Genomic DNA, 12,590 nt, shown 5'->3' on the forward strand with positions numbered 1-12,590 from the left:
ATACTAACGTGATGACACGGCAGTCGCTAGTGCATTAATTAATCGCTCAGTGATTTTTTAAAAAGAAGTTTTGTTATAAAGTAACACATGCTACAATTTTGTTATACTATAACACTTGCTTAGTTAATCAATCACATGAAGTACTCTTTAATTTATTTAGCCTGCCTAGGAATTAGTGCGCCCAGTATTGCGCAAGATCAAAAAGAAGAAATCGAAAAAATATCTGTCACTTATAAACAAGCTTATCGCGGTGATATTCCTCAAAAGCAAATGCCACAATCTATAGTTAGTATTAATAGTGCTGAGCTTAATAAAAAAGGAATTACTCAACTACAAGATGCGCTTGATTTTTCAGCTAGTATTTCACGTAAAAACAATAGCGGTGCATTGTGGGATAGCTTTTCTATTCGTGGCCTTTCGGGTAACGAAAATATGCCATCGGGCTATTTAGTTAATGGCTTTAGCGGTGGGCGTGGTTTTAGCGGCCCGCGTGATGTATCTAACATTGATTACATTGAAGTACTAAAAGGCCCAGGCTCAGCACTTTATGGGCGTTCAGAGCCAGGCGGTACTGTAAATATTGTGACTAAAAAGCCACAGTTTGATTCACAGGGTGAGATAAAACTAAGCTTAGGCAGCGACAGTTTTAATCGCGTTGAAGGCGATTACACCAGCGGCATTAACGATACCACCGCGTTTAGAATAAATGGCGCATGGCAAGATAGTGACAGCTACCGCGATGAGGTATACACCAATAAAAAGGTGATTACGCCGTCTATTTATCATCAAATAAACGCATCGACCAGTGTAACTTATGAGTTTGAATACGTAGATTTAGCTCAGCTATTCGACCGTGGTGTTGTCGTACTCGATAACGATTTTGACACACTACCAAGCTCGCGCTATTTAGGTAACCCAAACGATGGAGACACGCAGGTTTACTCTCGAGGCCACCAAATTACGTTAAATCACGATATTAACGATGAATGGTCACTCGTTGTAGGTGCAAATTATCGAGACTCTAGCTTAACGGGTTTTTCGTCAGATGCAGAACTTGCACCGTCACGCCAATCGTTATTTGACGATGGCCGCACACTTACCCGCCAGCAGCGCTATCGCGACTACGAAGTAGAAGATTTAAGTGTAAAGTTTGAAGTCAGTGGAAGTTTAGATACAGCCGGCATTTCGCATCATTTATTAATAGGTATTGATGCATATAAATACGATTTGCGCACGGCGCTTTCTCGTTATCGTGGCGGTAATGGCACTTATACTATTGATATTTTTGAGCCTGATTATTCTGGTGAATATCCTGCTGTTTCGCTACTTTATGAAAATGATGAAGAGCAAAACGCTTACGGTATTTACATTCAAGATCAAATGGATATCACTGATAAGTTTAAACTTTTACTTGGTCTTAGATTTGATAGCGTAGACCAAGATATTTTAGAAACCAACAGCGGTGTGTTTTCAACCAGTTCTGAGAGCCAAATAAGCCCACGCGTTGGCGTAGTGTACGAACTAAATAATACTATAACCTTTTACAGCAGTTACTCTGAAGGCTTTTTACCACTGAGCGGTACTGATGCAAACGGCGACCCGTTTGGCTTTGAGTACAGCGACTCGTTTGAAGTTGGTGCTAAGTTTGAATACTTAGGTGTAAACGGTACTGTGGCATTTTTTGATGCTTCTAAAAGTAATATGTTAGTAGCAGACCCTGTAAACGTTGGTTTTTCGGCTCCCATTGGTAAAGCTGATAGCAAAGGGTTTGAGCTTGATTTAAATACCTATATTACCGATGCAACAGCATTTAACTTATCGTACGCCTATATAGATGCCACCACAGCAAACGACATTATTAATGCCGATTGGGGCGTGCCAATAGAAAAAGGCAGCCCACTGGTAAATGTACCAAAAAACAATCTAAACCTTACACTTAGCCATCAAACAGCATTAATGGGTAAAGAGCTTGAATTTGGTGCAAGTTACCAATATACCAGCAGCCGCCTAGGTGATGCCGCAGATTTGAGCTTTAGACTACCAAGTTACCAATTGGTCGGCCTGTTTGGTCAATTAAATCTAACAAATAAAACAGAATTAAATGTGAGTATTAATAACATTTTTAATGAAGACTACGCTCAAAGTAGTTACAACGCTTTGTGGGTTTATCCGGGGGCGCCTACGCAATTTAAAATGTCGATAGCTTATAATTTTTAATAGCTTAGCTTATTAAGCTTTTAAACAGTTTTCATCCTGAAGCGCCTTAATTTAATAATTAAGGCGCTTTTTTATTTAAATTAAGGTTTCTTAAGTTTTCTTTAAGTTTCGCTCACTAAGTTACAAACATACACTTTATATGAGCGATGTTTATGCAATTAGCACACCTACCTTCATCACCCGTTTATATTCAAAATAACTCACGCTTTGTTAGTGCTCGCGTTAATGATGAGCATAGAAGTGCGTTAGAAAACACAGTTAAAGAAGGGTTTTTAGTCGCTTACAACGCCACGCTTACCTCTTTTATGCCATTACTTTGCCAATACACGACAAACGAAGGGCAATGCACATTGGGTTTAAGGCAAGCAACAGCCCCTCTATTTATAGAGCAATACTTAGCACAGCCCATTGAGCATTTTTTACCTGAGAACACTCAGCGTAATAAAGTATTTGAGCTTGGCAATCTATGCTCTACACATCGCAAAGCAACGCTTGGGCATTTTATTGTTGTTAATGAAGCCCTGCAAAGTGTAGGAGCAAAACATTTAGTATTTTGCGCCACTAAAAAAGTACGTGCACTGCTGCGCTTATTAGGCGTTAACTGCACTGAAATTGCTGTGGCAAACAGTTTTGTTATGGAGCATCCGCTAAGTTGGGGAAGTTACTACGCTAATCAGCCTACCGTATGTGTTGTGAGTTTAGAGCAAGCTCACCAACAAGTATTAAATACCCCAATGCTTTATAGTTTGATGCAGCAAAACCACTCAAGTATTAATTCTTTGGTAAATGCATTGGTGAATGTATGAATTACTATAATACCCATGCAGTATCGCCATTAATTATTGCTCATAATAAAGAGCAAACACTTGAGATTAACGGTGGTGAGTTTAACCAGCAAATACAAAAAGTAGTAAAAATACTACAAAGCTTTAACGGCAAATGTATCGCTTATAAGCTCGATAATACGCCAGCTTGGCTTGTTATTGATGCCGCTACTGCGGTTTCTAATAAAGTGGCTGTGCCAATTGCTCACTTTTTTAGTGAACAACAAACTCAATATGTACTAGCGCAATGCGGCGCTAATATATTTATGAGCGACATACCAAACCCTTTATTTGGGGAGCCGACCGCATCAATTACTTTATTTGAGTGTTACACATTATATATTTACGAAATCGTTGTAGCTAACCCCGGCGGTTATTTTCCAGAAACTCAAAAAGTAACATTTACGTCAGGATCGACTGGGCAACCAAAGGGCGTGTGTTTATCTGCAAAGAGCCAAATGCAGGTAGCTCAATCTCTGTGCGATAAAATTAATATTAAAAAGCCTGTGCATTTATGTTTATTGCCGCTTGCTGTATTGCTTGAAAATATAGCCGGTGTGTATGCCCCTTTAAAAAGTGGCGGTACAGTACATTTAATGCCGTTAAATGAATTAGGCTTTGTTGGAACTACATTAAAACAGCCCGCACAGCTTATTGCTGCGATTGATAAAGTTAAGCCAAATACGCTTATTTTAGTGCCTGAACTATTAGCATGCTTAGTTGCTTTTGCAGAAGATGGGTGGCAACCGCCTAGTTCGTTACAGTTTATTGCCGTAGGTGGTGCGCGTGTCAGCGAAATGCTAATAGTAAAAGCACGTAGCTTAAACTTACCGGTGTACCAAGGTTATGGACTTTCTGAGGCGGCATCTGTCGTTAGTTTAAATACACCCACAAACGATAACATCCACAGTGCCGGCTCTGTGTTACCTCATATTCAAACCAAAATTGAAAATGGTCAGCTTTTTATAAAAGGCGATTTGTTTTTAGGTTACTTGAATCATCAACATCACAACAAAAACCAGTGGTATGCAACTGGCGACCTGGTCGAACAGCATCAAAATACCTTATTTATTAAAGGCCGCCTAAAAAACCTAATTATTACCAGTATGGGTCGCAACATCAGTGCCGAGTGGCCTGAATCACTATTACTCAGCCAAAGCGGTATTTTACAAGCGGTTGTGTTTGGTGAAGGTCGACCTTTTTTAACCGCCATTATTTACGCCGATTCAAAGCTAAGTAACCCAGCGTTAGCGCAATATGTTAACGCAATTAATAAACAACTACCCGACTATGCTCGAATTCAAAAGTGGCATCGTTTAGCTGCCCCATTAAGTGTGCAACAAGGATTATTAACAACAAATAATCGCCCAAAACGAGATGCCATAAGTAAGCAGTACCATGCCGTATTTGATCAATTTTACCGACTTGGAGAAGTAATTAATGAGTGATTTTTTTAACACCCTTAAAGGGCAAACTAAACAAGAGCAAAACTACCTGCTTGCAGCGCCGATTATCCAGCGTGTTTTTAAAGGCGAAGCATCACTTGAAGAATACGCCTCGTTTTTAGCGCAAGCGTATCACCATGTTAAGCACACTGTGCCATTAATGATGTCGGTTGGTGCACGATTAACCGACGATCAAGAATGGCTGCGCGAAGCAGTCGCAGAATATATTGAAGAAGAGATTGGTCATCAAGAGTGGGTACTTAATGACATTGCAGCCTGTGGTTTTGACAAAGAAACAGTACGGTGTAGTCAGCCGCAATTGGCTACCGAAATGATGGTGTCGTATGCGTACGACTCCATTGCACGTAAAAATCCGTTGAGCTTTTTTGGCATGGTGCATGTGCTTGAAGGCACTTCTATAGCGCTTGCTGATGGCGCGGCTTCAAACATTGCAAATGCTGTGGGCTTACCTAAAAAAGCATTTAGTTATTTAACCTCTCACGGCGCGCTTGATATAGAGCATGTAAAGTTTTTTGAAAACCTAATGAACCAAATAACAGACGAGGCGGATCAGCAAGCCATACTTCATGGTGCAAAGCGCTTTTATCGTTTATACGGCGATATATTTCGTGGACTCGATGACGAACCGTTTTTTAAAGCAAGTGCACAAGGCAAATTGGCATGAGTAGCTCTTTATGTGTGCTCACTGGCGCAACAGGCGGAATAGGGCAAGCGATTGCTAAAGCCCTATATGCAAAAGGGTGGAAGTTACTGCTTTTAGGGCGAAATACTCAAGCCCTTGAAGAGCTCAGTAGTGTATGCCCAGACAGTGAAATATTTACTGGCGATTTAACCGACGATACAACACGGATTAACTTAGCAATAAAAGCCAAGCAACTCGGCGGCGTTAAGTTACTTATTAACAATGCCGGTATAAATACAATGCAAAGCTTAGAGCACACAAGTAATGATCAAATAGATAATATACTCGTTACTAATTTGTCGGTGCCTATTAAATTATGCCAGCTATTTTTAGGGCAGTTAGCGTATACCAAAGGCACCATTGTTAACGTGGGCTCATCGTTTGGCAGTATTGGTTACCCGTTTCAAACACTTTATTGCGCCAGTAAATTTGGTTTACGTGGTTTTACAGAGGCGCTTTCGCGCGAACTAAACGGTTCGGGTGTTAAAGTCGCTTACCTAGCACCAAGAGCCACTGACACCACCATTAATAACAGCAAAACCCGTGCGCTGAATAAAGAACTCGGTAATAAAATGGACTCGCCAGAATTAGTTGCTCAAGAGTTATTAGCACTTATAAGTTCAAACCAAACAAGGCGCTTTATTGGTTTTCCTGAAAAATTATTTGCACGCATAAATGGCGTATTCCCAAACGTTGTTGATAACGCTATTGCAAAGCAACTTCCTAAAATTAAACGTTTTTTAAGTTAACAAACACACAAAGGCAAAATTATGTATAAATTTACACTCGCATTTTATTTAATACTAACCTCTGTATTTGCAACTGCAGTACACGCAGATGAAGCGCAAGACTTAACCGATATTCAACAAAAGTGGGCAATTGCTAATTACGAACTTGAAGACGATGCGCAAATAGACGCGTTTACACAACTAAGTGAGCAAAGCGCATTATTTGTTAAAAACTATCCAAGCTCAGCGCAAACACATATTTGGAATGGCATTGTGTTAGCTAGTTTTGCTGGCGCAAAAGGGGGCTTGGGCGCACTTGGTTTAGCAAAAGAAGCAAAAGCGTCACTCGAAAATGCACTTTCAATAGATGGCACTGCACTCAATGGCTCCGCTTACGCAAGCCTTGCAACGCTTTATAGCAAAGTACCTGGTTGGCCAATTGGTTTTGGTGATGACGACAAAGCTGAAAAATTATTTAAACAAGCGCTCGCTTTTAATCTCGAAGGCATTGATACTAATTACTTATACGGTGAATACTTGTATGACGAAGGCGATTATAAACAAGCTAAAGCGCGACTACTTGTAGCGCAAGTTGCTGGGATTCGTGATACTCGGGAAAAAGCAGATAAATATCGTCAACAAGCAATAAGTCAGCTATTGGCAAAAGTAGATAAAAAATTAAAAAGATAAACAGATAATGCATTTATTACTCGTTGAGGACGATCATTTAGTGGCGCAAGGACTTATTCGCTCTTTGCGTCAAGAGGGCTACAGCGTAGAGCATAGTGGCACAGTAAAACACGCCTTAGAGTGCCTTTCTAGTGGTGAAATTGAGCTTGTTATTCTCGATTTAGGATTGCCTGATGGCGATGGCTCGCAAGTTTTAAAGCATATTAAAGCGCAAAAAAAAGTAATACCGGTGGTTATTTTAACTGCTCGCGGCAGTATTGACGACAAAGTCCAAGGGCTCGATATGGGGGCAGATGATTACCTTGCAAAGCCGTTTGACCCCGCTGAGCTATTTGCCCGTTTACGTGTAGCAAGCCGGCGCATTAACCAAACGCAATCATGCTTATTGCGCTGTGGTGATGTAGTAATGGATACTTCTGCTCATACAGTTAAACTAAGTGGGCAGTCACTTACACTACCGCGAAAAGAATATATGCTTTTAAAAGCGCTGATGGAAAATCAGGGAAGGGTACAATCAAAACAACAACTCGAAAACAAACTTTACCAATGGGGTGAAGAAGTTGGCTCTAATGCTATAGAGGTGCATATTCATCATCTTCGTAAAAAATTCCCTAGTGATTTTATTAAAACCTTACGTGGCATTGGCTACGTGGTTGGTAAGCGTTAGAGTGTATTTGTTTTTCGAGGTTGAAAATGTCTATTCGTAAACGTCTGACCTTAATTTTACTTTCAATGATGGTGCTAACTTGCTTTTTAGCATTAGTAAAAGGCTATCAAAAAAGTATGCACCACGGCGAAAGTTTGCTTGATGATGAACTTAAAATAGTGGCTGGCGTTTTAATTGAGCAACCATTGGCACTAAGCACAGATGCAGTACAAGTAAGTAATAATAGCGCTCAGTTGTTGTATCAAATTTGGCAAAATAATAATTTACTTAGTGGCTCATCGAGTTTAACGAATAACCAAATTAGTTTTAGCGAGGGCTTTCAAACGGCCAATCTAGCAGGGCAGCGTATGCGGGTATTTGTGATGAGTAAAAACACCCGTAAAGTCATCGTTGCTGAACCAATGGCAAAGCGTTTTGAATTAGCTGAAGCCGTTATTTTATCCGCAATGTTACCTATGCTATGGGCAGTCCCTCTGCTTGCTATTTTTATTAGCTTTTTTGTTAAATACGCATTAGCCCCTCTTACCCGATTATCTAAGCAGTTGGCGTCTCGCCAAGCTAACGATTTTACGCCAATTAACTGGCAAGTAACCGATGAAGAAATTAAACCGGTTATTAATCGTTTAAACGACTTATTTAAACGCGTAGAAACTGCCTACTTACGGGAGCGATTTTTTGCCTCAGATGCAGCCCATGAGTTACGTACCCCGCTTAGTAGTTTAAAAATTAACGTACATAATTTGGCTAATAAACAAAGTAATCTGCAAGACCATCAAGAATTACAAGCTATGTCGCAGGGCATTAATCGCTTAAGTAATATTGTCGAGCAAATGCTAATTTTAGGGCGCACTCAGCCTGAACAATGGCAGAGGCAGTTTAGCGAGCAATCATTGCTAGCGATTACTCAGCAAGTCGTATCGGATCAATACGACAAAATAGATGAAAAAAACCAAACCATTAGTCTTGAAGGCGATGATTTTGTAATTAATGGTGATGAATTTACATTAACCACACTCATCGCTAATTTACTTAGCAATGCCATAAAGTACACACCCAATAATGGTCAAATTATAATTAAATTAGTATCAAGTAATAACGGCTTTAGTTGGCAAATTGATGATTCTGGTGCGGGTATGACTGAAGAGCAAAAAGAGCGAATATTCAATCGCTTTTATCGCGTAGGTGGCGATCAGCATCCATCAGGCGAGCAAGGTGCCGGTTTAGGTATGGCGATTGTTCAACATATAATTGCTATTTATGGCGCAAGTATTTATTTAGCGAATAGTTATTTAGGTGGGCTAACCGTTAAGGTTACTTTTACAGGAGTAAAAAGTGACTAAACGTTTATTTAATCAGTGCCTTTGTTGTTTGCTATTTTTGTCGTTTAACGCGGCGAGTAAAGAGTACCTTATTATTTTAAGAGATCATTTGTTCTATCCTTCACAAATAATTATTCCCGCAAATAAAAAAGTAAAACTATTGATAGAAAACCAAGACAGCACACCAGAAGAGTTTGATAGCTTTGATCTAAACAGAGAAAAAGTACTCTACCCAAATCGCAAAAGCATTATTTATATAGGGCCGCTTAGTAAAGGGCATTACGAATTTTTTGGTGAGTTTTCGCCAAATACAGCAAGGGGCGTTGTTATAGTTGGTGATGAAGGGGCGCAGCATGCTAATAACTAGTTTAGTCATGAGCCTTAATCAATTACTACCTGTGGCTATTTTATTAGTGCTACTACAAGTAGTTAAAAAACAAAGCGCTTTAAAAATAGGGTCTGCTTTACTAATTGGCGCGCTCATGTCGTTTTTGTACATGCAAAGTGCGTCATGGGTGAGCCAGTGGTTTGAACACCAAGGGTTAGAGTACTCACAAATAGGGCTCTGTATTACTATATTTATTGCCGTATTAGTATTTGCAGTAAAGCAAAAATCAGCGGCTTTTTATATTGCAGTTATAAGCACAATAACATTGTATTTAAGCCACTATATTATTTACCTCACCAGTTTTTGGCAAAGTAATGATGCAGGGCAAAGCTTATTTATTGGCACTTTATTAGGTGTTGGAATTTGTTTAAGTTTTAGCGTATTGCTGTACTTTTTAATGAATGCAATTAAGCACCGCTTTGGTATGTATCCGCTTTTTACTTTGCTTGCTTTTAACAGCGCGGCTAAATTATTAGTTGCACTGGATTTGGCAAGCCAAATAGACTTAATTACCAACACCGCAACCGTGTGGGATTTACGCGATGTATTAAGCGAAAACTCTGAGCTCGGGCGCGTACTGCGCGCCCTTGTTGGTTACGAGGCTACCCCGGATCTAATGAGTGTACTTATATATAGTACAAGTAGCGTGATATTTTTATCACTTTGTTATGTTATTTCGGCTTCAATATCTAAGGAACGTGTATGAAAGCACTTAACCTATATTTAGCGCTTAGCTTTACCGTTTTTTGTTTGTTGGTACTTTCAATCCCAGCAAAGGCCGATGGAATTGTTGTTGATAAGGTATATCACCCCTATGTTTTACCTTTTGAGCGAGAGTTTGAATGGCGGTTAGTGTCGCACCAAACAGATAGTGGCAACATACTAGCGCAGCGTTTGGGTGGTGGCGGTGCTATTAACGATACAATGGCACTAGAAGGCTATTTAGTAGGTGAGCGAGATGACAACGGCGACTTTGGTTTAGAAGCTTATGAGCTTGAACTACGCTGGCAATTAATTGAGCAAGGTAAATTATGGGCTGATTGGGGGGCATTATTTGAGCTTGAAAAAAAACATAATGAAGATGTGTATGAAGCAACTTCGGGTTTTGTGATCGAAAAAGAGTTTGGCAAAACAAGCTTAACTATGAATGCTTTTTTGGTTTACGAGTGGGGGCAGGATATTCAAAATGAATGGGAAAGCGAGTTTAGAGCGCAATATCGCTATCGCTACCGTTCTGCTTTTCAGCCATCTATTGAGGTGTACGTAGGTGAAGACTTTATTGGCATAGGGCCTGGGTTTATAGGTTTGCAGCGTTTTGATGGACAAAAGCAGTTAAAATGGGAAGCGGGTTTTATCACTGAGATAAGCCAATCAGAAAAAAATCATAGTTTTAGGCTCGCATTAGAATTTGAATTTTAATAACCAATGAAAGCGGTTTTGGTTGTTTATCATTCTGATTGTAGATAGGTACTTGACATATTTTAAAAAATCTATATAGTGGGCTGCAGCTAGAAAGAAAGCATGTAAGCTATAAATCTCCATTTCGATGTTGTATAAGTAATACTTGTAGTACCGTCCTGAAGTTTTTAAAGTACCATCTCATTTTTTGCTACACCCGCTCTTATGAGCATATTTTTTATTTATATCAGGATATTACAATGTCTAACATCGTATCAGGTACAGTTAAGTGGTTCAACGAGTCTAAAGGTTTTGGTTTCATCGAGCAAGAAAATGGCCCAGACGTTTTCGCACATTTCTCAGCAATCAAAAGCGAAGGTTTCAAAACTTTAGCTGAAGGCCAACGTGTAGAGTTCACTCTTTCACAAGGTCAAAAAGGTCCACAAGCTGATAACATCACAGCTGTATAATTTTACTTTTTAAGTAAAATGAAAAAAAGCGCTTAAGGCGCTTTTTTTGTGTCTGAAATTTGACTCAACCTAAGTTGCACCTATTATTAATGTAAGTTCATCAGTAGGTATCGTTATCATTAAATCCTTCCTTATACTTGTTTTTATATTTATTAGTCATTACGCACAGGCTGAAGATTTCAAGCTCACGGTCTACACTGAGCACTTTTCGCCATACAATTTTGAAAACAAAGCGGGTCAACTTATTGGCATAAATCTCGATATTGTAAAAGATGTATGCATTGCGTCAGACATTACCTGTGAATTTAAAATACTTCCTTGGAAACGTGCTTACAGCCTAGTCCAAAAAGAAAAGCATTCAGGTATTATCTCTATCGCTAAGACATCTCAAAGAACGCCTATTTTTAATTGGGTAGGGCCTTTGGCATCCAGTGAAACATTTTTTTATAAACTTAAAAAAAATACTCAGTTAAAAATGAATAGCTTAAATGAAGCAAAGCAGTTTTCACTTGCTATCGTAAGAGGGGATATTTACGAATCCATAATTAAAAAAGTAGGGTTTGAAGCAGGTAAAAACCTTTTGTCCATAGGTGATGAAAAGCAATATATGCACTTGTTTTTAAATAGTAAAATAGATTTGATTTTAGGCTCTGAATACACCATTGGTTATCAACTTTCGCCTTTTGGGTATAGTGAAGACGATGTCGTTAGGCTGCAGGAATTACCATTACCTGAGATAGCAGGTAACTACATCGCGTTTAATAAATCAGTACCCAATTACATTGTAGAGCGTTTTAATAGGGAGTTTGAAAAGCTTAAAAAGAAGGATAACTTTTCGGCTTATAAAAAACGTTATAAGCGCTAATGTTAGTGCCTGTAAGGCAGCTCTTTCTTTTGCTTTATTTTTAAAAATGCAGCTTGCAGTGCTTCTATTAAATGCATATCTGTTTTTTTATTTGCAGCTAAATAAGCATCAATTGTTAGCTCATCTATTTTATAAATAAACTTTAAGTGTGCTGGTTTGAGCTTTAGATAATCACTCATCTGCTGCATGAACAAAGGATCATCTACAATTAAATCTACTTTTTTAGCTAGTAGTAAAGAGTATGACTTTTGAATATCAGAGGTTAAAACAACTTCAAACCCCAGTTTTGCGAGGGTTTGTGTTGAAAAGTCATTGCGCTGCATAGCAATTTTGTACACTTTGGCTTGTTCAGTAGTGTTTATAATAAGATCATCTCGCTCTGATAGGCCAATAAAGCCTAGTTCAAAACGTCCGACAGGTCCTATCCAATAAAATTTGTCTTCTCGCTCTACAGTGCGTGCAAGGCTGTATATAAAGGTATTTTTAAGCTCATTTGCAATTTTATAAGCACGTGCCCAAGGGTACATTTGAATGTTAGGTGTTAGATCAGCCTCAGCAAATATTTCTCTAATAAATTGAGTGCCTTCACCTGCTACCTCACCATCAATCAACACCTGGTTTGGCGGTGCTAACTCTGTAACAACAAGGATGGGTTCTTTTGCTTGAACATACACAGAACAAATTAAAAAAAGAGAATAAAGAATATATTTCACAATAGCGGATCGTTAGTCGGTTAGCTTAAGTAATATAAGTGTGGCTGAAAATACGAAAAACACAAAAAATATTTATGTGACTTTGTTACTAAGATATTGGTTTATTTGAGTTATGTATAACCATAAATAAGGTTAAATAGCTTGAAGGTTGGAAGTGTATAAA

The 12,590-nt window shown here is 38.9% G+C and carries 14 protein-coding genes; 13 read left to right on the plus strand and 1 reads right to left on the minus strand.

The window, feature by feature from the left end; genetic code table 11:
• Positions 1–135 precede the first annotated feature (135 nt).
• The 13 genes from H5122_RS10590 (at position 136) to H5122_RS10650 (ending at position 11,714) form a co-directional block, all read left to right on the plus strand.
• Positions 136–2,217: a TonB-dependent siderophore receptor gene (locus H5122_RS10590; RefSeq protein WP_182681879.1), complete on the plus strand. Its 2,082-nt coding sequence runs from the start codon at positions 136–138 to the stop codon at positions 2,215–2,217.
• A 152-nt stretch (positions 2,218–2,369) separates the two neighbouring features.
• Positions 2,370–3,023: a thermostable hemolysin gene (locus H5122_RS10595; RefSeq protein ID WP_182681878.1), complete on the plus strand. Its 654-nt coding sequence runs from the start codon at positions 2,370–2,372 to the stop codon at positions 3,021–3,023.
• Positions 3,020–4,489, plus strand: coding sequence for an AMP-binding protein (locus H5122_RS10600; protein ID WP_182681877.1), 1,470 nt, complete (start codon positions 3,020–3,022; stop codon positions 4,487–4,489). The genes H5122_RS10595 and H5122_RS10600 overlap by 4 nt, the downstream gene beginning before the upstream one ends.
• Positions 4,482–5,171, plus strand: coding sequence for a TenA family transcriptional regulator (locus H5122_RS10605; RefSeq protein WP_182681876.1), 690 nt, complete (start codon positions 4,482–4,484; stop codon positions 5,169–5,171). Before H5122_RS10600 ends, H5122_RS10605 begins: the two co-directional genes overlap by 8 nt.
• Entirely contained in the window at positions 5,168–5,938 is a 771-nt protein-coding gene (locus H5122_RS10610; protein WP_182681875.1) for an SDR family oxidoreductase, read from the plus strand. Before H5122_RS10605 ends, H5122_RS10610 begins: the two co-directional genes overlap by 4 nt.
• Before the next feature lie 21 nt (positions 5,939–5,959).
• The gene (locus H5122_RS10615) at positions 5,960–6,607 is read left to right on the plus strand and encodes a hypothetical protein (protein WP_182681874.1); all 648 of its coding nucleotides are present in this window, start codon (positions 5,960–5,962) and stop codon (positions 6,605–6,607) included.
• 7 nt (positions 6,608–6,614) lie between these two features.
• Positions 6,615–7,274 (plus strand): response regulator transcription factor, encoded by a 660-nt coding sequence (locus H5122_RS10620; protein WP_182674825.1) that lies wholly within the window; start codon positions 6,615–6,617, stop codon positions 7,272–7,274.
• A 26-nt stretch (positions 7,275–7,300) separates the two neighbouring features.
• Positions 7,301–8,614: an ATP-binding protein gene (locus H5122_RS10625; RefSeq protein WP_182681873.1), complete on the plus strand. Its 1,314-nt coding sequence runs from the start codon at positions 7,301–7,303 to the stop codon at positions 8,612–8,614.
• Positions 8,607–8,960 carry a cupredoxin domain-containing protein gene (locus H5122_RS10630; protein WP_182681872.1) on the plus strand — a complete coding sequence of 118 codons (354 nt, stop codon included), beginning with the start codon at positions 8,607–8,609 and terminating at the stop codon, positions 8,958–8,960. The genes H5122_RS10625 and H5122_RS10630 overlap by 8 nt, the downstream gene beginning before the upstream one ends.
• Complete coding sequence (locus H5122_RS10635) at positions 8,947–9,687, plus strand: iron transporter (protein WP_182681871.1); 741 nt, start codon at positions 8,947–8,949, stop codon at positions 9,685–9,687. Before H5122_RS10630 ends, H5122_RS10635 begins: the two co-directional genes overlap by 14 nt.
• Positions 9,684–10,400, plus strand: a complete 717-nt coding sequence (locus tag H5122_RS10640) for a hypothetical protein (protein ID WP_182681870.1) — start codon at positions 9,684–9,686, stop codon at positions 10,398–10,400. The genes H5122_RS10635 and H5122_RS10640 overlap by 4 nt, the downstream gene beginning before the upstream one ends.
• Before the next feature lie 239 nt (positions 10,401–10,639).
• Positions 10,640–10,849: a cold-shock protein gene (locus H5122_RS10645; protein ID WP_002959120.1), complete on the plus strand. Its 210-nt coding sequence runs from the start codon at positions 10,640–10,642 to the stop codon at positions 10,847–10,849.
• Positions 10,850–11,000: 151 nt separating this feature from the next.
• Positions 11,001–11,714, plus strand: coding sequence for a transporter substrate-binding domain-containing protein (locus tag H5122_RS10650; protein ID WP_310736349.1), 714 nt, complete (start codon positions 11,001–11,003; stop codon positions 11,712–11,714).
• Between the two features lie 2 nt (positions 11,715–11,716).
• On the opposite strand, the gene H5122_RS10655 is transcribed toward H5122_RS10650, so the two are convergent.
• On the minus strand, positions 11,717–12,427 hold the full coding sequence (locus H5122_RS10655) for an ABC transporter substrate-binding protein (protein WP_182681869.1): 711 nt from the start codon (positions 12,425–12,427) through the stop codon (positions 11,717–11,719).
• Positions 12,428–12,590: the final 163 nt, after the last annotated feature.

The organism is Pseudoalteromonas sp. SG43-8 (genome assembly GCF_014164245.1).
Lineage (GTDB): Bacteria > Pseudomonadota > Gammaproteobacteria > Enterobacterales > Alteromonadaceae > Pseudoalteromonas > Pseudoalteromonas distincta.